This is a genomic window from Sphingomonas sp. F9_3S_D5_B_2 (assembly GCF_054263715.1).
On record NZ_JBSZFB010000004.1, the window covers coordinates 240,921 to 261,851 of the forward strand.

The window sequence follows — 20,931 nt, forward strand, 5'->3', positions numbered from 1 at the left end:
TGTTCGTGCTTACGCTACATATGTAGCGCTACATTTGCAGCGTGTCCAGCATGAACTTGCAGCGGGCATGTCGGCGGAGCATTGCAGCGCCATGGCCGCCCCCGTCCGCATCATCGGCAGCTTTGTCAGCCCCTATGTCCGCAAGGTGCTCGCCTGCCTCAACCTCAAGCGCATCGCCTATGAGGTCGACCCGATCACTCCATTCTACGGTAACGACGAGTTCGAGCGCCTGAGCCCGCTGCGCCGCATCCCCGTGTTCATCGACGGCGACCTCGCGCTGACCGATTCAAGCGTCATCTGCGCTTATGTGGACGAAGCTTATCCGGGCCATCCGCTGTTGCCGCGCGATCCTAAGGACCGCGCCCGTGCCCGCTGGCTCGAGGAGTTCGCCGACACGCGTCTTGGCGACCTCTTCATCTGGAGCCTGTTCTACCAGAAGATCGTTCGGCCGCTGGTCTGGAATGAGCCCGGGGACGAGGAGCGGATCCGCCACACGCTCGAAGAGCGCATCCCGGCTGCGCTAAACTATCTTGAGAGGGAGCTTCCGGCCGCCGGCTTCCTGTGCGGCGACATCGGCATCGCGGACATTACCATCGCTACCTTCTTTCGGAATGCCGCCTACGCGGGCTTCGAACCGGACCGCCAGCGCTGGCCGCGCACGGCGGCCTTCGTCCAGCGGACGCTGGCCCACCCGTGCATCGCCACCTTGCTGCCGTTCGAAGATGTGCAGCGCGGTGCTGCCGTGAAAGGCCGGCGGCAGGCGCTGCTTGCAGCCGGCGCTCCGCTGACTGCCGAAACCCTGGGCGTCCGGGAGCCACGCCGCGGATTGATGCCGCTCTAGGAGACTAGCCCGCCAGACGCTGATGTCCGGAGAGCCAATGCTCGATCCGCGTCCTAAGCGAGGGCCGTGACGGGATGAACCCGAGTTCGGGCATCCGCTCCTCTTCCTCTTCTTCCAGCTCCGGGGATGCGCCCTCGTAGAGCGTCAGGTTCTTGGGCGGACGCGGACGCAGCGTCTCCCGGCCCCGCAGCAGGTCCTCGGCCATCGCCAGCGACCGATGCACCTCTTCGGCCGTGAACGGCTTCACCAGGCAGCCGAGCGCCAGGTCCGGCATCGGGAAGCTCGGCGCCTTGCCGCTGACGAACAGGCAAGGGACGCCGATCTCGTTCAAACGAACGGCGACCGGGAAGCCGGTGCTGCCATGTGCGAGATGAAGGTCCAGCAGTACGAGGTCCGGATCGTTCGCCTCTGCCGCTGCGATGGCCCCGTCGGCGTCCTCGGCCGTCGCGACGACCCGATAGCGGGGGTTGTCCTCGACCAGGTACTTCAACGTGGATGCCAGCTGTGAATCGTCCTCGACGATCAGAATTTTTAGCATTTCGTGAGCCTCCCCTACCCCCGAGTTATCCCCCGAAAATCCGTGGCTTGGTGTGCTCCCGTTTATGCGACGTGCGAATCCCTGCTCAACGCGATTATCGGCGGGTCGAGTCGGCACCGCGCCGAAACGATGATCCCGACATGAAAAAGGCGCCCCGAGCCGACCCGGGACGCCTTCTCTGAACTGGAATGAGGCGCGGCTCAGGCGCGATAGAATATGTGCGCGCCGATGTGCTCGACCTCGCGAAGGTTACGACGCCAGGACGGAGCGACATAGCTGGCGTGATACCAAAGCACATCGTTCGAAAGGCTCGGAATGACATTGGCCATCGCCAGGCGGGTGATGCCTTGTGCCTTCGCCCATGCATCCGAATTTGCGTCGATCGCCGGGAACTGGCCGTCGCGAACGAACGAGAATTGTGCGTGCTGCTTGACCACTGCGCACCAGCTCGCCGGATAGCGGCCCGAAGCAGCGCGGTTCATGATCACGCGAGCGACGGCCATCTGGCCTTCCAGCGCCTCGCCGCGGGCTTCGAAATAGACGGCCGTGGCGATGCAATTGGCCTCTTCGCCAAGCGGCGCGCCGGCGCTGTACTTGTTGACCAGCGCGTAGAGCGGCCAGCCGCTGCGGTAGAGCCAGGCGGCTTCACGGTCGATGCTCGGAGGCAGCTTGACCGTGACCGTCTGCGCCGGCGGTGCAGCAACGCTGGCGCCAGTGGAAAGCGTGACAGGGCTGTGGGTGGTGAGAACCGCGGGGGTGGCTAGCGAGGCTGCTGTTGGCGCCTGCGCGGTCCCCGTGGTGAGGCTTGCGCCTCCAGAGAGCGGCTTGGCCGATGAATCGACGTCCAGGGCACGAACCGCAGCGGGAACGTTCAATGCCGCCATGCTCTGCGCGCTGACCTCACTCGAGCCGAGCGCAAGCATGAAAAGACCCATGACCGCGGACGCACCGCGGCCTCCCAACAAACTGACCAATTTATAGTTACCCTCGGTTGGCGGAGACTGCCGCTGCAAAGCGCCTTCGGCGCTCTCCCGTGTTGCAGCGGCTGTTCCGTCTTGCCCTGGAGCCCGTGCGCCTCGCGCTTCGGCTCGCTCGCTCTCAATCGCTGAGGGCCAGATATGGTGGGCTCCTCAAGAGTCCAAGCGATTGGCGATGAATCGTTGGAGTCGTGGGATAGGTGCCGGAACAAAAATGGGATTCTTCGTCTCGTCGCCCGTGGCACTCGACTCAACGGGCTCTTTTTGGCGGCTTACCGCGCTTTGCCACGGCTCGCAGCGCGGCTAAGGCCCACCGGATGGCCTACTGGCTCATGAAATCGGAACCGGGCAGCTACGGCTGGTCCGACCTGGTGCGCGACGGCGGCACGGAGTGGGACGGCGTCCGCAACCCTACGGCGCGGATCCATCTTCGAGCCATGAAAGTCGGTGATGAAGCGTTCTTCTACCACAGCATGGACGAGCGGCAGGTGGTCGGCATCATGCGCGTCACGCGCGAGGCGCAGCCCGATGCCAAGGACCCGAACTGGGTTTCCGTCGGCGTCGAGCCTGTACGACCGCTTTCGCCCGTGACCCTCAAGGCGATCAAGGCCGAGTCATCGCTCCAGAACATGGAATTGATTCGCCAGTCCAGACTGTCAGTGGCGCCGGTCCGTCCAGAAGAATGGCGCAAGGTACTGGCGATGGCCGAGAAATGATCGGTCAGGCTTCAAACGCCTGATCTTTGCCGCGTCCTTACAATCACGACTGAACAAGCGTATGTCGTTGGCGGCTACTAGTCGCAAATTGACGGTCTTTGGCGCTTTGCGGCTCCTTATTCCTTCTCTCTCGCACTCCTAGCGCAAGGGCGCCCTACTCGGGTTCCCGCAATAGAAGGAACGAAGACATGCCGATAGGCACCGTGAAATTCTTCAACGACAGCAAAGGCTATGGCTTCATCCAGCCCGACGACGGCGGCAACGACGCCTTCGTTCACATCACCGCTGTCGAACGCGCCGGCATGCGCAGCCTCCGCCAGGACCAACGCGTGTCCTATGACCTCGAGGAAGATCGCCGCGGCAAAACTGCTGCAGTGAACCTCAAGTCAGCGGACGATGCACCGGCGGCCTCGGCCGAGGCTCCCACGGAGCAGGCTGACGAAGCGGACGCAGCAGAGTAAGCGCCGCTCCACGTGAGCAGCACTACCAACCTGCAATTCTATCTCGCGCGCGCTGCACAAGCGCGCGACGAGGGGAACTCGGCAACGCTCGAGCATGTACGCGAGCGTTGCCGCCGTTCCGAAGCCGCCTGGACGCAGCTTGCGGACCGCGCGGCACGGTCCGAAGCCCTCCGGATCAACGAAGAGAAGCGCAAGGCGGAAGAACCGCCCGCCCTGTAGGTTAAGCCCGCTTAAGCGGCCTGGCTCTGACGCGACGCGCGCTTGCGCTCGTGCGGGTCGAGGTGGCGCTTGCGGATGCGGATCGCCTTCGGCGTGACCTCGACCAGCTCGTCGTCCTGAATGTAGGCAATCGCCTGCTCCAGGCTCATGCGCCGCGGTGGCGTCAGGCGAATGCCTTCGTCCTTCGGGCCCGAAGCGCGGAAGTTGGTCAGCTGCTTGGACTTGAGCGGATTGACCTCGAGGTCCTGGGTCTTGGCGTTCTCGCCGATGACCATCCCCTCGTAGAGCATCTCGCCAGGCGAGACGAACAGCACGCCCCGGTCCTCGAGCGCGCTCAGGGCGTAGGCCACCGCCGGCCCCTGCTCCATCGAGATCAAAACGCCGTTCTGGCGGCCGGCGATCGGACCCTTGAAGGGTCCATATTTCTCGAACAGCCGGTTCATGATGCCGGTGCCGCGCGTGTCGGACAGGAACTCGCCGTGATAGCCGATTAACCCGCGCGACGGGGCCGAAAAGGTCAGGCGGGTCTTGCCGCCACCCGACGGACGCATGTCCGTCATCTCCGCCTTGCGAAGCGCCATCTTGTCGATGACCGTTCCGGAGAATTCGTCATCAACGTCGATGACGACGGTCTCGTAGGGCTCCTCGCGGCCGTTCGGGCCGTCGCGGAACAGCACGCGCGGGCGGCTGATGCCGAGCTCGAAGCCCTCGCGACGGAGAGTCTCGATAACGACGCCGAGCTGAAGCTCGCCACGTCCCGCGACCTCGTAGGAGTCCGCGCCCGGGTTCTCGGTGACGCGGATCGCAACATTGCCTTCGGCCTCGCGGATCAGTCGGTCGCGGATGACGCGGCTCTGCACCTTGTCGCCGTCCCTGCCCGCGAACGGGCTGTCGTTGACCGCGAAGCTCATCGCGAGCGTCGGCGGGTCGATCGGACGCGCATGCAGCGGCTCGCTGACCGCCGGCTCGGCGATGGTGTTCGAAACAGTAGCGTTCACCAGGCCCGCGATGGCGACGATCTCGCCGGCTTCGGCGCTCTCGACGGGAACGCGATCAAGGCCGCGGAACGCAAAGACCTTGGTCGCACGGCCCTGCTCGACGACGTTGCCGTCGACGTCCAGCGCCTTGATCGGCATGTTGGTGGTCAGCGTGCCGCTTTCGATGCGCCCGGTCAGGATGCGGCCGAGAAAGGCGTCGCGGTCGAGCAATGTGGCAAGCATCTTGAACTCGCCGCTGGGGTCGCTTCCGGGCGCCTTCACGTGCTTGACGATGGTGTCGAACAACGGCGTCAGGTCGCCGGAGCGCACGTCGTCGCTCAGGCCCGCGTAACCCGCACGGCCGCTGGCGTAGAGCGTCGGGAAGTCGAGCTGCTCGTCATTGGCTTCGAGATTGAGGAACAGCTCGAAGACTTCGTCGAGGACTTCGGCCGGACGCGCGTCGGGACGATCGATCTTGTTGACGACGACGATCGGCTTGAGGCCCAGCGCAAGCGCCTTGCCGGTGACGAACTTGGTCTGCGGCATCGGTCCTTCGGCCGCGTCCACCAGCAGGATGACGCCGTCGACCATCGACAGGATACGCTCGACCTCGGCGCCGAAGTCGGCGTGGCCGGGCGTGTCGACGATGTTGATGTGGATGCCGTGCCAGTCGACCGACGTGCACTTGGCAAGGATGGTGATCCCGCGCTCCTTCTCGAGGTCGTTCGAATCCATCGCCCGCTCCTCGACACGCTGGTTGTCGCGGAAGGTGCCGGACTGGCGGAAGAGCTGGTCGACAAGGGTCGTCTTGCCGTGGTCGACGTGCGCGATGATCGCGACGTTACGCAGGTTCATCAGATGTTTTTCCGGAAAAATGTGAGGGGCGCATATAGGGATGTTGCTGCAATGCAGCAACCGTCTGTTGCCGTTGGGTTTCGCTCCTAGAAGCCGCGCTCCAGGATTTCGACCGCGCGCTCGATCGCCCGCAGTTCGCTCTGGGCAAGGCGTTCCAGGCGGACGGCAAAGCCCGAACCAGTGACCGGCCGTTCCTGCAGCTGGTGGCGCCCTGCGGCAGTCAGGCGCAGCGCGAGCCGGCGGCGATTGTTCGGATCCTGCGTACGTTCGACCAGGCCGGATCGAACGAGCCCCTCGACAGCGCGGCTCACTGCCGGAGCGCCGCGGCCGACCCCGGCGGCAACCTCGTTGAGCGTCGCCGGCTCGCTCGAGCCGATTGCGTCGAGGAGCTTACGCCTGCCGCGCTCCGCCCGCTCGGCCGGGCCGTCGGCTACCCAGTTCTGCGCGATTGCGATGAAGCGGCTGGCAAGCGCCTGTGGTGATGATCCCCCAAACATTGTTGCATTCTAGCAAATGTTTTCAGAAGCGCTACGTTGTTTTCGGCAGGGTTGTTTCGCAATCGCTGGCAGACGAAGGACGCTCAGGTGAGAACCCGTCCCCGACTTCCCCGCACCGTCTGGGTGCTCGGCTTCATCAGCCTGCTGATGGACCTGTCGAGCGAGATCTACCACGCCCTGCTGCCCGCGTTCGTGACGATCGTCCTTGGCCTGCCGGTCACCGCCTTGGGCGCGATCGACGGCATCGCCGAAGCAACGGCGAGCTTCGGCAAGCTCTTCTCCGGCCGGCTCTCGGACCGAAGCCGCAGGCGCAAGCCGTGGGTGCTCGCAGGCTATGGCCTCGCCGCGCTCTCCAAGCCGCTGTTCCCTTTGGCGGGCGGCGCCTTCACCTTGATGGGCGCCCGTTTCGCAGACCGCGTCGGCAAGGGCATCCGCGGCGCGCCCCGTGACGCGATGATCGCCGACGAAACGCCGGCAGAGATCCGCGGCCGCGCGTTCGGCCTTCGGCAGGCCCTCGACACTGCCGGAGCGTTGCTGGCGCCCGTCGTCGCCATCGGCCTGATGACGCTGTTCGCCGGCCGCATCCGCCTCGTCTTCTGGATCGCGATCGTGCCTGCAGTAGGCTCGGTGCTGCTCGCATGGCTCGCGCTCAGGGAGCCGGAGCAGCGGGTCACGTCCGGGAAAGCCTCGCCGTTCTTCGCGGGGTTCCGTGAGATCGACAAGGACACGCGGCGGCTGCTCGCGGTCGGCTTCCTGTTCACGCTCGCCCGCTTCTCCGAATCCTTCCTGATCCTGAAGGGCATGGAAGCAGGCCTGTCGGAGACCTGGTCGCCGATCACCCTCGCGCTCTTCAACCTCGCCTATGTCGCGCTTGCCTACCCCGCCGGAGCGCTCAGCGACCGGATGAGCCCGCGATCGATCCTTATGGCCGGCATCGTGGTCCTGATCGCCGGCAACCTGGTGCTGGCGAAGTTAGGAAGTCCGCTCGGTCTCTTCATGGGCATAGTGCTGTGGGGCGCCCACATGGCGATGACGCAAGGAATCTTCTCCCGGATGATTGCCGACAGCGCGCCCGAGCACCTGCGCGCGACGAGCTTCGGCGCGTTCTGGTTCGTGACCGGCATCGGCTCACTGCTCGCGAGCCTTGGGGCCGGTTGGCTTTGGGATCGCGACGGCAGCAGCGCGACGTTCCTGACCAGCGCCGCGATTGCCGCCGTGGCGCTGGCGATGCTCAGCCTGCTTCCGGAACAGCGGCGCCCTAGCGCGTGAAGCTCTCGCCCCTTTCGGCCTTGTCGAGGAGCAGCTGCGCGAAACTGAACTCCGGCTTCATCCGCGCTTCCTGTCGCTTGAGGCCTTCCACGATCTTGCCGAGCCCGACGCCGTCCGCCCAGAACATCGGCCCGCCGCGATAGACCGGCCAGCCGTAGCCGTAGACCCAGACGACATCGATGTCCGACGCCCGTTGGGCGATGCCCTCCTCGAGGATTTTCGCGCCTTCGTTGACCATCGCGTAGAGCGTTCGCTCGACGATCTCCTCGTCGCTGATCTCGCGCCGCTCAACGCCTTGCTTGCGCGCGAAGTCCTCGATGATCTGCTGCACTACGGGTGATGGCGTCGGCCGTCGCTTCTCGTCATAGTCGTAGAAGCCGGCACCCTTCTTCTGGCCCCAACGCTCTATGGCGCACAGCTGGTCGCGGATGGTTTCGACACGGCTCGGATCGCGGTGCCAGCCGATGTCGACACCGGCGAGGTCAGCCATCTGGAACGGGCCCATCGGCATTCCGAACTCGACGTGGACGCGGTCGACCTGGCTCGGCGTGGCGCCTTCCAGCAGCAGCTTCGTTGCCTCGATCTGCCGCGGCATCAGCATCCGGTTGCCAATGAATCCATGGCAGACCCCCGCAACCACCGGCACCTTCCGGATGCGCTTGCCGAGCGTCATTGCCGTCAGCAGCACGTCGGGCGCGGTGGCGTCGCCGCGCACCACTTCCAGCAGCTTCATGATGTTCGCAGGCGAGAAGAAGTGGAGCCCGAGAACGTCGCCCGGCCGCGAGGTGGTCGCGGCGATCTCGTTGACGTTCAGGTAGCTGGTGTTCGAGGCGAGGATCGCACCTGGCCTTGCGATCTTGTCGATGCGCGTGAAGACTTCCTTCTTCACGTCCATATTCTCGTAGACGGCTTCGATGATGAGGTCGCAATCCGCGAGCGCTTCGAAGTCGAGCGTCGGACTGAGCAGCCCCATCGAGCGACCGACCTGCTCCTGCGTGAGCTTGCCCTTGGCGGCGCTCGCTTCGTAGTTCCTGCGCATGGTGCCGGTGCCGCGATCGAGCGCTTCCTGCCCCATCTCGACAATCGTCACTGGAATGCCCGCGGACAGGAAATTCATCGAGATGCCGCCGCCCATTGTGCCGGCGCCGATGACACCGACGCGCTGAATGTTGCGCGGGACGGTGCCTTCCGGGAGGCCCTCGATCTTCGCCGCCTTGCGCTCGGCAAAGAAGAAGTAGCGCGGGGCCGCCGACTGCGCCCCCGTCATCAGCTCCATGAAGAGCTTCCGCTCTTCGATTACCCCTTCCGCGTACGGCTTCTCGCAGGCGAACTTCACCGCGCGGATATTGGCTTCCGGCGCATCGAAGCCCCGGAACTTGCGTGCATTCTCCTTCCGGAAATCATCGAAGACCGAAGGATCGCACTCCGCGATTTTGCCCTGCCGCTCGGATGATTTGGGCAGGGGGCGAACATCGCGGACTTCTTCGGCATAGGCGACCGCATGCGGGATCAGGTCGCCCTCGATCAGCCGGTCGATCAACCCGCAGTCGAAGCCTTCGCGGGCGCCGATTGTCGCGCCGGAAGTGGTCATCTCCAGCGCTTTGCGGACGCCCGCGACGCGGGGGAGCCGCTGAGTCCCGCCGGCACCTGGCAGCAGTCCGAGTTTCACCTCCGGCGTGCCAAGCTTCGCCGATGCGTCCGCCACCCGATAATGACAGCCCAGCGCAATCTCGAGACCGCCGCCGAGCGCGGTTCCGTGGATCGCGGCGACCACCGGCTTGCTGCAATTCTCGATCGCATCCACCACCATCGGCAGCCAAGGCGGCTGCGGCGGCTTGCCGAACTCCGTGATGTCGGCGCCGGCGAAGAACGTCTGCCCTTCGCACGCGATGACTACCGCGTTGACGCGGTCGTCTCCCTCGGCCTCTGCGATGGCATCGACCAAGCCCTGCCGCACGGACGTGCTCAGCGCGTTCACCGGCGGGTTGTTGCTGAGGACGATCAGCACGTCGCCATGCTTGCGGGTCGAAATCGGGCCAGCCATTCAACGCTCCTTTGGGGCGCGGGCTAAGACGGCGCTGACACCCATGCAAGTGGCGCAACGATACGGCTGTTCAGGCGTAACCCCATGATGGCGCAGCGCGAGGGCATCTTTCCGACGTTCTTCCTCTCGGGATTCGAGTGCTCGACCTTCCTGTGGGGCAAGGAGCAGAAGCGGCGCGATCTCAACGCCGAGCTGCGCCACTACGAGCATGCGAACGAAGACTATGCGCTGCTCCCGCCACTCGGCATTGCCGTGGCCCGCGAAGGCATCCCCTGGCCGCTGGTCGACAAAGGCAACGGCGAGTTCGATTTCTCCCTGATCGACCCGTTCCTGGAAGCACAGCGCCGGCACAACATCCTGCCCATCTGGGACCTCTGCCACTACGGCTACCCGGACGGGCTCGACCCCTATTCGGAAGCATTCGTCACCCGCTTCGCCGCCTACGCCAAGGCTGCTGCTCAATACGTCGCCAAGCGAGCGCACCATGGGCCTTTGTGCATCACGCCCGTCAACGAGCCGACCTTCTGGGGCTACATGGGCGGCGAGTGGGGCTGGTGCGCGCCTTTCGGCAAAAGCCGCGACGAACGCCGCCGTTTCACATGCATGCTCGCCCGCGCCGACATCGCGGGGTGCAAGGCGGTCCGCGACGTACTGCCGGACACACGGTTCGTGCATATCGATCCGCTGATCTGGGTGGTGCCCCCACGCGACCACCCGGAGTGGGCGGAAGCGGCGCACCGCGAAGCCTATGACGACGCCTATCTCGCCTGGGACATAATCTCCGGCTTCAAGCACCCCGAATATGGCGGCAGCCTGGAGCTGATCGATATTCTAGGGCTCAACAACTACAGCTTCGGGCAGATGGAATATGCGGGCGGCGGCAAGCCCAACAACCCGCTGCAGCCCGGCGACGACCGCATTCGCCCCGTCGCCGACCTGATCACCGAATCCTGGGAGAAGTTCAAAAGGCCCTGCATCGTCGCCGAGACCTCCGGAATCTATGGCGGCCGCCCAGACTGGCTGGACGACATCGTCGGCGAGTGTCTGGCGGCGGTGAACCGCGGCGTCGACCTGCATGGCCTCTGCCTGTTCCCGGCCGTCGACATGACCGACTGGCACAACGGCGAGTGGCTGCACATGGGCATCGCCGACGTCGAAGAGCTCCCCGGCGGGCAGCTGATGCGCAAGCCATTCGTGCCTTATACGGAGATGCTGCGCCGCTGGCAGGAGCGGCTGAAGCGCGTCACCAAGCTGGACGATGACCCTTACGACAAGCCCGTCGACCTCCAAGATATCGTCGATGCCGCAAGGCGCCTCGACCCCAAGGCGGACGCCAACTGGAGCTGATCACCCCTTGGCGCGATAACCGCTGAGGATCCCGAGAATGAAGCTGGTCGCGAGCGCAAGCTGAACCTTGCCCTCCGGGTCGCTCCACCCGAAGTACACCGAACCCCAACCGAACAGCGCGACGAAGATGGCGACTGCGAGACCGACGATCATTGCTTCCACTCCGCGGGCCCGCTCGCCCGACACGCTCCCAGATGCGCTCGATCGCGTAAACAGACGGTAAAGCTTGCCGCTGATGACCCTCGCCGCCATAGGGACGCCCATCCGCTCAACATCAGAGGCGAAGGCATGAAAGCCCGCGTTTTCATCACACTCAAGCCCGGAGTCCTCGACCCGCAGGGCAAGGCGATCCATCACGCGCTCGAAGGCTTGGGGTTTTCCGGCGTGAGCGACGTGCGCGCGGGCAAGCTCATCGAGCTGGAGCTTGCGGACGGAACCGATGATTCGGCGATCGAGGACATGTGCCGCCGGCTCCTGGCCAATACCGTCATCGAGAATTTCCGTATCGAGCGGCTGGAGGACGCCGGCCGATGAAGACCGCCGTCGTCGTCTTCCCCGGCTCCAACTGCGACCGCGATCTCGCCGTGGCGCTTGAGCAGGTCACCGGCCGCGCGCCGGCGATGGTCTGGCACCGCGACAGCGAGCTTCCGGAAGGCACCGACTTCATCGGCATCCCGGGCGGTTTCTCCTACGGCGATTACCTGCGGTCGGGCGCCATGGCCGCGCGCTCACCGATCATGGGCGCCGTCAAGGAAGCGGCCGACCGGGGCGTGCCGGTGATCGGTATCTGCAACGGCTTCCAGATCCTGACCGAAGCCGGTCTTCTCCCGGGCGCGCTGATGCGCAACGCGGAGCTCAATTACATCTGCCGGCCGGTGCCGCTGGTCGTCGAGAACAGCCAGACGCTCTTTACGAACGGCTATGAGCAGGGCGAGGAGCTGCGCATCCCGATCGCGCACCACGACGGCAACTATCAGGCCGACGAAGCGACTCTGGATCGCCTCGAAGGCGAAGGGCGCGTCGTCTTTCGCTACGGCGGTCAGGTCAACGGTTCGGCGCGGTCGATCGCCGGCATCGTCAACGAAACTGGCAACGTACTCGGCATGATGCCGCACCCCGAGCGCGCGTTCGAGCCGGCCCACGGAAACACCGACGGGCGCCGGCTGTTCGAAGGACTGCTGGAAACCGTCTCCTAGCGCCTCGGCCTGATCTTCAGCTCGGTGCAGCCGCTGGTCGAGGGCGGCGCCATGCACATCAGCACACGGTCGCGTCCCGGCGTGTCGAGCACGCGGGTGTAGTGGTCCAGCGTCATCGGCTCGACGATGATCACCACGGTGGTCGCCTGCGCCGCCCCCGATGCTGCAATCAGCGAGGCGGCAAGCGCGATCCGTGCGGCGTTCATCGTCGTCCCCCTGTCAGACTCGGGCGGAGAATGGGGTGAAGTTCGTGCCCACGTCAAACACTTCCACGCCTTCGCGCCGCTTCAGCCAGCCGACGATCGCGTAGGTGAGCGGCGTCAGCACGACTTCCCAGCAGACCTTCAGGACGTACTGGCTCAGCATCACCTGGAGCATTGCCTCGACCGGCCAGTCGGGAAGCCCGTAGAATGCGAGCGGATAGAAGATCAGGCTATCGGCGCCTTCACCAAGGACGGTGCTGCCGATCGTCCGCGTCCAAAGGTAGCGCCCGTTCGTCCAGATCTTCATCTTGGCGAGCACGACCGAGTTGAGGAAGTCGCCCGCCCAGAAGGCGATCATCGACGCTCCGATGATCCGCCAGCCGCCGCCGAATACGCGCTCGTAGGCCTCCTGGCCTCTCCACCCGGGGCCGACCGGCAGGTGGACGACCGTCCACTCCATCACGGCCATGAACGCCAGCGCGGCGAACCCTGCCCAGATTGCGCGCCGCGCCCGAGCATAGCCGTACACTTCAGTGAGCACGTCATCGATGACATAGGAAATCGGGAAGAACAGGATGCCGGCGCCGAACGGCCACAAGCCGAGCAGCGGCAGCTGCACCACCGAGCGCTTCTCCGCGCCGATCACGTTGGACAGCAGCAGCACGACCACGAAGGCCACGATGACGAAGTCGAAATAGCGGAAGTGCACGCCCGCAAGCGCCCGCGCCTCGACAGTCCGCCGCTCGTCCCCCTGCATCCTTCAAGGCGTAGCCCGGTTCCGCCTGCCGTCAACAGCAGCGAACTGGACCATCCATGGTTATTGTGCGGCGCAGCATAATCCCTATCTACAGTGGCTTGGAGGCCCATCCCGGTCCCGGCAGAGGAGAGGCGCCATCCGCAGCCTTCATAATACGATCACGCGCCTGACCGCCTTGCGGAACGGACTTGCGAACCCGGCTGCAGGTGACGATCACCTCGACCGGCTTGGCGATTTCGGCTCGAACCCGGGGCAGCTCGATGCGCGATTTTACGTCCCTAAGTCTGTGCGCCCGAACGCTCCGCTGGTCGTCGTGCTTCACGGCTGCACGCAGTCGGCGAGCGGCTACGATCGCAGCGCCGGCTGGTCCTCCGCCGCCGACCAATTCGGCTTTGCATTGCTCTTCCCGCAGCAGCAACGATCGAACAATCCGAACCTCTGCTTCAACTGGTTCTCGCCCGAGGACGCGGGCCGGGGGCGCGGCGAAGCCATGTCGATCCGGCAGATGGTCGTCGCCATGCAGGCGAGGCACGGCACGGATCCAGCTCGCGTCTACGTCAGCGGCCTGTCGGCGGGCGGAGCGATGACAGCCGTCATGCTCGCCACTTATCCGGACGTCTTTGCCGGTGGCGCGATCATCGCCGGACTACCGTTCGGCACGGCGCGATCGGTGCCGGAGGCATTCGACCGAATGCGTGGCCACGGCGGCGCAACGCCGGATGCGCTCGCCCGCCTGGTCCGCTCCGCGTCCAGTCACACAGGTCGCTGGCCGGCCCTGTCCGTCTGGCACGGCACCAACGATGCGACCGTCGACCGCAGCAACGCTCAAGCGATCGTCGACCAGTGGCGGATCCTCCAGGGTCTGCCGACTGCGCCGTCTTCGACCGACAAGGTTCATGGCTACACGCACCACGTCTGGCACGACTCGACGGGCCGCGAAGCGATCGAGGAGTTTGTCATATCCGGGATGGGCCACGGAACGCCGCTGGACCCGGCGCACCAGCAGGGCGAAACCGCTGCTCCCTTCATGCTCGACGTCGGCATTTCGTCGACGCGAGAGACGCTGCGGTTCTGGGGCATCGACAAGCCGGTGCCGGCGACAGAGCGGCACTCGCCACCGACCGCCAAGACTCGGGCTGGCACGGCGGTGCCGAATGCCCCCGCGACCCCAACGGGTACAGCGACCGCTTCGAGCGGCATCCAGAAAACAATTGAAGACGCACTTCGGACGGCCGGCTTGCTGCGCGATTGAGACCGGCAGGGCAGCACGACGCACGCTTCCCAAAAAAATCTAGACCCGTTCGGCCCGAATTGCCGTTAATCGTGCCCTCGGCACGCGCCCGTAGCTCAGTTGGATAGAGCACGAGCCTTCTAAGCTTGAGGTCGTAGGTTCGAATCCTACCGGGCGCGCCAGTTTACTCCCACTCTGCATGTTACCGTATCGGCTTCAGGTAACACATAGGGAACTGTGTTACTCCGGCAAGCAGATCCAGGCGGCGCCGTCGTCGCCCTTGAAGCTCTCGATCTTCCCCTGCTTGCGGAGCGCTCGCACGTTTTCGTGAATCGTGCCGCCAGGAAGCCGGCAGCGCTCTCCCAGCTGCGCGTAGGTGAGACCCTCCGGATGAGCGTCGGAGACGGCCTTGAGGATCATTTCGGCAGCTTGGCCGGCTGGTCTGCGCATTAGAGTTCCTCGAGGGCTAAGAGCCATGCGTTAGAGTATTTATTTCTGATTATCTGAAAAGGGCGTAACCTGCCTGTCGACTCGCCGCCAACCTTCCCACCCCGGCGAGTCACATTGCCCTGAAGGCGGCTCGGCTAACCAACGCCGGGCCGCTTTTCATTGCCGGACTCGCGTCCGCAGCGATAATCCGGCGATGAGGATGCGTCCGGGCGGTTTGGGCCGACCTGCTTGCATCAGCCGAACACGTCTTCAACGTCGTCGATGAATGTACCGCCTGCTTCGTCAGCTGTGACCCAGTGCAGCTGAGCCCGAGCGTCGGAACGTGATGTTCCGATCATAACGATTTCACCGATGTTCAGGTCTGCCCCTGCATGTTCGACTTTGAACCCGCGGCGCGACAAGTCCTTGAATGTGACCGGCAGCCTGACGCCATCAGAATTGGTCAGGTGCGCCTCGAGGCTGACTTGAATCCGGTTCTCCCGCTCCGGTTTTCTTCTGATTTGCATCAGAGCCGGGTCGCACGCTGGGATGTAATCTAAGTTAACTTCGACTGCTGCATACGTATGCATAATCAAACGGGATTGAGCACTACCAGCCGCGCCTGCTTCTTACCGCACCTGGAGCACTTCAGCCGGCCCTGTGCTTGCCTCAGCGGCACAAGCCCGAACGATGCCACAGCCCTAGGTCCAGTGATCGTATGGGCCGCGGCGCAGCTCGCGCAATCAACCCGCAGGCTGCAGCCAAAGCGAACTAAGTCGCCCGTCGTGCGGACGTGCTTTGTGGACATGCCGCAGAGATAAGCAGGTGAGAACCATTCGTGAACATCGCTTACGTCTGCCGACCGGGCGGGCACTAATCAGTGGGAGAGTCGGTGAAGTCCGCGCGGCCGTCTTCATCGCGGCGCTTTGCCTCACGGTAGACGAGAGCGCCCATCAAAATTGCGGGTGCCAGCCACAACGCGATCACGAACTCCCAGACGTGTTTCACCATGCGGACCTCCTTGCGAAGTCAGCGAACTACTTTCCATTGTTGATATGAAGGCTTAACGGGTGAGCTGTGCCAACTCGGGACACCCCGAAGGTGCAAGTTGCGTCTCCTCGGGGCGTGGAGAGGCGAGTGCCCGAATTTGATAAAACGCAACGATGGTCCAGCCTAGGGTGGACGCTAGTGTCCCAGCGATGCTGCGACCGTTAGTCGGGAGAGCAACGTGGATGTCCAGGATACGCTATTGGGCCTCGGCTCCGCGGTGCTTATCGCAGCCGCAATTTGCTGGCTGAATGTAGCTAAGCGACGAGAACGTGCCGACGGCCGCAGCACTTTCTCCGTCGGAGCTCTACGTGCCGCCGCGCGGCTCACCTCAGCCGCATTCATCATACTGGGTGGCGCGGGGATATGGCTGTTCCTGGCGCGAGTCAGAGGTTGAGGGGGCGCCATGGGCTTCCCTGCTGGGAGCCCGAACATGGCCAAACGCCGGATGCGCAGGGCACCACGCTAGTCCCCGCAAGGCACACATTAAAAACAAGTTTTCTGGATTAAGTTGAGCATTGGGTTACCGTGCGACGACGGGAGATGTGATTCGCCCGCGCAAAAACGGAGTTCAGTGAATGCCTACCCAATTTTTTACTCAGGATGCGGACACCTACTCGGTGAGGGCCGCCGGCGATTACTATCTGACGTTCTTGGGCGGTAACGATACGCTGACAGTCAACGGCGGAACCACCACGAACGCGGCCATGGGTGAGGGCGACGACTACATCAAACTGATCTCCGGGAATGTCGTAGTTTATGGTGAGAATGGCGCTGATCGGTTCGAAATCTTCGCGTCGAATGCGACCGTCTCCGGCGGCAGGGACAACGATCTTTTCAACCTGCGCGGGGGATCGAACCAGACGATCACGGGCGACCGGGGCAGCGATCGTATCAACCTGTCGACTGACGTCGCAAACCTGACCGTCGATCTGGGCAGCGACAATGACGTGTTCAGTGGCTACAACCACACAGTTACCGGGACACTTCGGGGTGGGTCGGGCAACGACGTTTTTTACGACGTCAATGGCACCGCAAGCACGCTCAGCATTTATGGCGGCGCCGACAACGACGTGTACCGCGTTACCTCGAAGGCTCAGGGCACGATAGTCGAGCTCGCGGACGAAGGCACCGATACGGTGCAGATCTCGCGCGGCATGGATTACACGCTCGGCGACAATTTCGAGCGGATCGTCGTCGGAACCTACTTCGGCAGCACGACCGGCGATGCGACCATAACCGGCAACGCTGCCAACAACGTCATCACTGGCGGCGGCAACAACGAGACGATTTGGGGCCTCGATGGGAAGGACACCCTCTACGGGAAGGGGGGCAATGACACTTTGCACGGCGGCCTTGGCAATGACACGGTCGACGGAGCCGACGGTGATGACACTCTTTACGGCGACGACGGCAACGACATCCTAAATGGGCGTGCTGGCGACGACACTATGGCTGGTGGTACGGGTAACGACACCTATTACGTCGACAGCGTGAGCGATGTTATCGTCGAAGCCCTCGACGAAGGCCATAGCGATGTCGTCAAGACGACCGTGAGCCTCACGCTCGCCGACAATGTGGACAACGGCATCATCGCCAGCAGCGCAGGTCTGTCGCTCACCGGCAATGCCCTGCAGAACCAACTCACGGGTGGAGCGGGCAACGACACGCTGACCGGCCTCGACCTGGAGGACACCCTCAAGGGCGGCCTCGGCAACGACACGTTCGTCTACACCACGGCCGGCGACTCCACGGTCGCCCACTACGACACGATCACCGACTTTTACTCAGTTGCTGGTGAGGGCTCGGACGATCAGATCGATCTGTCCGCGATCGACGCGGACACCATCACCGATGGTGACCAGGCCTTCACGTTAAATGAAACAGGCGTTGCCGCGAATACTGCCGGCGACCTCTGGTTCACCTCGGTCGATAACGGCAACGGCTCGAGTGACCTGACCTTCTACGGTGACACCAACGGGGACGGCACTGCCGACTTCCTGCTGCTGGTCCACGCCACGAACGGTTTCGTCGCGGACGACATCACCTATTAATAGCTGATCCAATTGCGCGCGGGTGCCGGGCTCCGGCTCGGCACCCCGCTCGTGGTTTGCGTCAGCAGAAGCCCGGCTTAAGATCGCCCGCGCCCGGGTGGCGAACCCTCGGCTCAGAAGGCAAATGTGGCCAGATTGCTGGCACGGATGGTGCCGTCAAACCTGACGAACGAGCCGGCTCCAGAGTCCATCGATGACGAAGCTATCTGCCCCGGACCACAAAAGGGGCCGCCGATGCGTTGGTGCCAGCCGAGCGCCTGAGGCTGTGCTCACCCGATGGGCAAGAGATCACGGACAGCAAGACGGCGCGACGCGGCGTCTGCCCCTCGCAGCGTGACGAGCGTCCAAAAGCCTCCAAAAGCCCAACCGCCAATTACGTCTGTTGGCCAATGGACTCCCAGCATTGCTCGGCTCAAACCCACGGCGAAGCTCATAATCAGCGCAGCAGCGAGCCCCCAACGTGCCCCGCCTACCAAGCTGCCGCGGCCTGCAAGCAACAGAGCTGCGCTCAAGTACGCCATTGTTGCACTTGCCGTGTGGCCGCTCGGGAATGCGAAAGTCGAAGTCTGCATCAAGTGCAGGTCTTCGGGCGGACGGCCCAAAGCCAGCAGAGGCTTCAATTGGTTCACCACCCAGTTGCCAGAGGTAGGTACCACTAGCGCCAAAGCTGCCGGAACGATGCGCTGCTTCCAGGCGAGCAGCAGAGCAGCAACGATGGGAACAACGTACCGCAGTGGCGGAGTGCCCAATGCTGTGATGGATTGCGCCACCGCCGCCAAGTTGGGCCAACGACCCGCATACACCTCGTTCAACACTGCGCGGTCCGGCGCGCTGTCATGGATGAGAAGCATCCCGAACCATAGGAGCAACAGTGCGACAATGAGCGCTGCGAACACACCCGTGGGGATGGCGCCAACGGGCGTCATGCCGGCAACTCGCTGCAGTGTTCGACCCCCCACCGGCGGCTTCTGCAGGGCAACGGGCTCACCCGTCATCGTCGCACGGCCCTGAACATCCGGACTCCACTTTCAGGACCACGTACATCCGGCCCGTGTTGAGTTCATTCTACTGCACCGCAACGCCCTCAAACGCCCTCTAAGAGCAGCCGTTCCCCCTTGATCAGCAGATAGCGATGGAGTTGAAACTTGGCCCGACCTTCAAGCGAGGTGGACTCGCTGAAGTCCGGGCCGTCGCCCGTCAAGGTACGCGTCTGACGAGTCGACTGGCCCTTATCTGAGAACGATGGACATCACATTGCAGTTGAATGACTTCTGCGCAGTTAAGCAACCTCAGGGCCGAGCTGATCCCCATACCTGACTTTTTCAGCTAGTTCGGCCGATCACCAAGGGTCGGCTGTATCCTGGCGGCGCGATCACCCGACTACGGAACCCTGATGCTTCAAGAACCTCGACTGCGAACTCAACAGATGCCTTTCGGTAGGTGTCTTCGCTGCTGCGATCGATAAGCCTGTCCGTGTTGCACTGCAGTACTAGGAGATCGGTCAGCGAGCGGATGCAGCGTACTGCTTCGCGCATCTCAGCGTCGCTCAGATAGTAAAGTGTGCACAGCGCTGTCACCATGTCGAACCGCGGCAGGTTCAAGCGAGCGAGTTCGGCGTGCGAACCGTGGATCGAGTGGAAGTCATACCGGCGGTTGTCCAGCCATTCGTATGCAGACTTCACCACCTCGCTCTCGCGGATGCAGTTCTCGTCGATCTCAACGCCGACGGCGGATGCTGCACCGGCGCGGAGCATCTGGAGCGGGTTGTATCCATTGTTGCTACCCAGATCGAGAACGCTGCCGCCTCTGGGGACCGGCAGGTGTTCTTGCATGATGTAGTTCCAGCGGCCGACGCCAACATCGGGGTTCCACAGCTTGCCCCAGTGAACGTCGTCACGGATCAGAACCGGAGCGTAAACCGCGCCCGGTTTGTCCACGCTACCGTAGGTAGCCGGAGCCCGGCCAGCCATTTGTCCTCGCATGGTTGCTGCCGTCAACAGTGCTGTTCCGAAGGATGCATTCAGCTGAAGGCGATCGATGTCGCGCGCGTACACGGATACGTCCCGCGAGAGGCCGGACAGCGACATTACCTGCGTCATGTTCGTAAACACCGGCGCGCCATTGATGACATTCACAGACGTCTGGTCGATGCACCCGATCACATAGCCGCTCTCGTGGATCTGCAGCAGCAAGTCTCCGACCGTCGCAAGCAGGACCTTGCGGGCGGCGCCTGAGCTTTGATCGATGACCTGACGGAGCAGAGGTCCCTGTACTGCCGAGCACGCTATCGTTCGTGTGTTCCAGTCGACCTTGCGGACGGCCGGGATCGCGCACCCGGCATCCGTCAGATCAAGCATCGCTTCAAGCGTCTGAACGAAGCGGCCGCTTTCGGCATCGAAGCTGTATTCGTGGCCATGCTCTTTGTCAGTGCGCACTGCGTAAGCACTCCAGCGTTGCTCAAGGTGCGCCAATCGGGGGCCTAGTGCACGCGAGAGAACCTTGCGGCGATGTAGACGCAGTGCCACGTCGCGGGCAGGATCAGTGAGCGCATAAAGCGTTCGTCCAAGGACGCTGATGTAGGCTGTTCGAGCCAGCCCCGCCGGGCCGAGGCGCTGGAGCTGCCGAAGCCTCTTAGCAAGCTTCGCTGGCACCTGCTTTCTCATCGGCAACATCGGATTCCCTCTCGCAACGAATTTCCGTGTGCGCTGACGAACTGTACGTCAGCAAGTTGACGCTGAGCGCTGTCCCGTTTCGAAGCACTACGTATCCACGCCTCCGGAATATGCGCCGGATCAATCCTCCCACCATGAGAACAAGAGGCTGAGATGAATTCGGAATGCACCCGTGACGGGGCTCGGTGACCTAGAACATGAATGAGTGGCCGCGCGAAACAAATGTCCATTCCTGAGCCGGGTCTCGCCGGACCGAGGTTCAGATACGATGCCCTAAATGGGAGGCGAGCTTCGCGAAACACACGATCAAGTAGGGGCAGGTTGTAAGCAGGACCGTCATCCTCGGGCAGATAGCGTTCGCGAACTTTCTGGTTTGCACCGGCGGTTGCCTTCCTCGACCGAACGAGTCACGTAATGCTCGGAGTGCTTAGCCGAGTGAGGTGGTTGGCGGTTGGGCCTTCGGATAGGCTTGGACCTTGGTTGTCTTCATGGGACCGGACCCGTGTCAAACTGGCAAAAATCGACGGCCTTAAACCGTTTTGCGGATGCTCACGGTCCCGCTCTCCTGCCGCCGCTCGCTCTCATCATAGTCGCCGCGGTC

Annotated in this window: 22 protein-coding genes, 1 tRNA gene and 1 pseudogene; 11 read left to right on the forward strand and 13 right to left on the reverse strand. The window is 63.5% G+C overall.

Features of this window, described 5'->3' with window-relative positions:
• The first annotated feature begins 91 nt into the window (after positions 1 to 91).
• Entirely contained in the window at positions 92 to 841 is a 750-nt protein-coding gene (locus tag ACUXST_RS12405; protein ID WP_458390296.1) for a glutathione S-transferase family protein, read from the forward strand.
• Between the two features lie 4 nt (positions 842 to 845).
• Here the strand turns inward: ACUXST_RS12405 and ACUXST_RS12410 are convergent, their stop codons facing one another.
• Both ACUXST_RS12410 and ACUXST_RS12415 read right to left on the reverse strand, forming a co-directional pair.
• Positions 846 to 1,379 (reverse strand): response regulator, encoded by a 534-nt coding sequence (locus tag ACUXST_RS12410; RefSeq protein WP_458390297.1) that lies wholly within the window; start codon positions 1,377 to 1,379, stop codon positions 846 to 848.
• 200 nt (positions 1,380 to 1,579) lie between these two features.
• A complete protein-coding gene (locus ACUXST_RS12415) occupies positions 1,580 to 2,263 on the reverse strand; it encodes a cell wall hydrolase (protein WP_458390298.1) in 684 nt (227 codons plus the stop codon).
• Between the two features lie 410 nt (positions 2,264 to 2,673).
• Between ACUXST_RS12415 and ACUXST_RS12420 the strand changes: the two genes are divergently transcribed.
• The 3 genes and pseudogenes from ACUXST_RS12420 (at position 2,674) to ACUXST_RS12430 (ending at position 3,752) form a co-directional block, all read left to right on the forward strand.
• Positions 2,674 to 3,072, forward strand: a complete 399-nt coding sequence (locus ACUXST_RS12420) for an EVE domain-containing protein (RefSeq protein WP_458390299.1) — start codon at positions 2,674 to 2,676, stop codon at positions 3,070 to 3,072.
• 188 nt (positions 3,073 to 3,260) lie between these two features.
• A pseudogene (locus ACUXST_RS12425) lies at positions 3,261 to 3,464 on the forward strand (cold-shock protein); the annotation flags it as partial.
• Positions 3,465 to 3,545: 81 nt separating this feature from the next.
• Complete coding sequence (locus ACUXST_RS12430) at positions 3,546 to 3,752, forward strand: hypothetical protein (protein WP_458390300.1); 207 nt, start codon at positions 3,546 to 3,548, stop codon at positions 3,750 to 3,752.
• An 11-nt stretch (positions 3,753 to 3,763) separates the two neighbouring features.
• Here the strand turns inward: ACUXST_RS12430 and typA are convergent, their stop codons facing one another.
• Positions 3,764 to 5,584 carry a translational GTPase TypA gene (gene typA / locus ACUXST_RS12435; protein ID WP_458390301.1) on the reverse strand — a complete coding sequence of 607 codons (1,821 nt, stop codon included), beginning with the start codon at positions 5,582 to 5,584 and terminating at the stop codon, positions 3,764 to 3,766.
• Positions 5,585 to 5,670: 86 nt separating this feature from the next.
• Positions 5,671 to 6,081, reverse strand: coding sequence for a MarR family winged helix-turn-helix transcriptional regulator (locus ACUXST_RS12440; protein WP_458390302.1), 411 nt, complete (start codon positions 6,079 to 6,081; stop codon positions 5,671 to 5,673).
• Between the two features lie 87 nt (positions 6,082 to 6,168).
• Here ACUXST_RS12440 and ACUXST_RS12445 point away from each other — a divergent pair, with 87 nt between their 5' ends.
• A complete protein-coding gene (locus ACUXST_RS12445; protein ID WP_458390303.1) occupies positions 6,169 to 7,350 on the forward strand; it encodes an MFS transporter in 1,182 nt (393 codons plus the stop codon).
• Here ACUXST_RS12445 and ACUXST_RS12450 read toward each other — a convergent pair.
• Positions 7,340 to 9,394: a 3-hydroxyacyl-CoA dehydrogenase NAD-binding domain-containing protein gene (locus ACUXST_RS12450; RefSeq protein ID WP_458390304.1), complete on the reverse strand. Its 2,055-nt coding sequence runs from the start codon at positions 9,392 to 9,394 to the stop codon at positions 7,340 to 7,342. The two genes, ACUXST_RS12445 and ACUXST_RS12450, sit on opposite strands and share 11 nt — an antisense overlap.
• An 84-nt stretch (positions 9,395 to 9,478) precedes the next feature.
• On the opposite strand from ACUXST_RS12450, the gene ACUXST_RS12455 reads away from it, so the two are divergent.
• Positions 9,479 to 10,741, forward strand: coding sequence for a hypothetical protein (locus tag ACUXST_RS12455; protein WP_458390305.1), 1,263 nt, complete (start codon positions 9,479 to 9,481; stop codon positions 10,739 to 10,741).
• Here ACUXST_RS12455 and ACUXST_RS12460 read toward each other — a convergent pair whose 3' ends face one another.
• The gene (locus ACUXST_RS12460; protein WP_458390306.1) at positions 10,742 to 10,993 is read right to left on the reverse strand and encodes a hypothetical protein; all 252 of its coding nucleotides are present in this window, start codon (positions 10,991 to 10,993) and stop codon (positions 10,742 to 10,744) included. It lies immediately after the preceding gene.
• 36 nt (positions 10,994 to 11,029) lie between these two features.
• Between ACUXST_RS12460 and purS the strand changes: the two genes are divergently transcribed.
• Complete coding sequence (gene purS, locus ACUXST_RS12465; RefSeq protein ID WP_458390307.1) at positions 11,030 to 11,275, forward strand: phosphoribosylformylglycinamidine synthase subunit PurS; 246 nt, start codon at positions 11,030 to 11,032, stop codon at positions 11,273 to 11,275.
• Positions 11,272 to 11,937: a phosphoribosylformylglycinamidine synthase subunit PurQ gene (purQ, locus tag ACUXST_RS12470; protein ID WP_458390308.1), complete on the forward strand. Its 666-nt coding sequence runs from the start codon at positions 11,272 to 11,274 to the stop codon at positions 11,935 to 11,937. Before purS ends, purQ begins: the two co-directional genes overlap by 4 nt.
• Here purQ and ACUXST_RS12475 read toward each other — a convergent pair.
• Positions 11,934 to 12,143: a hypothetical protein gene (locus tag ACUXST_RS12475; protein WP_458390309.1), complete on the reverse strand. Its 210-nt coding sequence runs from the start codon at positions 12,141 to 12,143 to the stop codon at positions 11,934 to 11,936. The genes purQ and ACUXST_RS12475 overlap by 4 nt on opposite strands.
• Before the next feature lie 13 nt (positions 12,144 to 12,156).
• Positions 12,157 to 12,897 (reverse strand): queuosine precursor transporter, encoded by a 741-nt coding sequence (locus tag ACUXST_RS12480; protein WP_458390310.1) that lies wholly within the window; start codon positions 12,895 to 12,897, stop codon positions 12,157 to 12,159.
• A gap of 175 nt (positions 12,898 to 13,072) precedes the next feature.
• On the opposite strand from ACUXST_RS12480, the gene ACUXST_RS12485 reads away from it, so the two are divergent.
• Positions 13,073 to 14,149, forward strand: coding sequence for an extracellular catalytic domain type 1 short-chain-length polyhydroxyalkanoate depolymerase (locus tag ACUXST_RS12485; RefSeq protein WP_458390311.1), 1,077 nt, complete (start codon positions 13,073 to 13,075; stop codon positions 14,147 to 14,149).
• A gap of 84 nt (positions 14,150 to 14,233) precedes the next feature.
• Positions 14,234 to 14,310, forward strand: a tRNA-Arg gene (locus ACUXST_RS12490).
• Between the two features lie 58 nt (positions 14,311 to 14,368).
• Here the strand turns inward: ACUXST_RS12490 and ACUXST_RS12495 are convergent.
• From ACUXST_RS12495 to ACUXST_RS12505, 3 genes are all read right to left on the reverse strand, one after another.
• A complete protein-coding gene (locus ACUXST_RS12495) occupies positions 14,369 to 14,578 on the reverse strand; it encodes a winged helix-turn-helix transcriptional regulator (RefSeq protein ID WP_458390312.1) in 210 nt (69 codons plus the stop codon).
• A gap of 233 nt (positions 14,579 to 14,811) precedes the next feature.
• Positions 14,812 to 15,147 (reverse strand): hypothetical protein, encoded by a 336-nt coding sequence (locus tag ACUXST_RS12500; protein WP_458390313.1) that lies wholly within the window; start codon positions 15,145 to 15,147, stop codon positions 14,812 to 14,814.
• 283 nt (positions 15,148 to 15,430) lie between these two features.
• Positions 15,431 to 15,568: a hypothetical protein gene (locus ACUXST_RS12505; RefSeq protein ID WP_458390314.1), complete on the reverse strand. Its 138-nt coding sequence runs from the start codon at positions 15,566 to 15,568 to the stop codon at positions 15,431 to 15,433.
• Between the two features lie 614 nt (positions 15,569 to 16,182).
• Between ACUXST_RS12505 and ACUXST_RS12510 the strand changes: the two genes are divergently transcribed.
• A complete protein-coding gene (locus tag ACUXST_RS12510; RefSeq protein ID WP_458390315.1) occupies positions 16,183 to 17,658 on the forward strand; it encodes a calcium-binding protein in 1,476 nt (491 codons plus the stop codon).
• A gap of 269 nt (positions 17,659 to 17,927) precedes the next feature.
• Here the strand turns inward: ACUXST_RS12510 and ACUXST_RS12515 are convergent, their stop codons facing one another.
• Positions 17,928 to 18,584 carry a phosphatase PAP2 family protein gene (locus ACUXST_RS12515; RefSeq protein WP_458390316.1) on the reverse strand — a complete coding sequence of 219 codons (657 nt, stop codon included), beginning with the start codon at positions 18,582 to 18,584 and terminating at the stop codon, positions 17,928 to 17,930.
• 396 nt (positions 18,585 to 18,980) lie between these two features.
• Positions 18,981 to 20,093 carry a class I SAM-dependent methyltransferase gene (locus ACUXST_RS12520; protein WP_458390317.1) on the reverse strand — a complete coding sequence of 371 codons (1,113 nt, stop codon included), beginning with the start codon at positions 20,091 to 20,093 and terminating at the stop codon, positions 18,981 to 18,983.
• Positions 20,094 to 20,931: the final 838 nt, after the last annotated feature.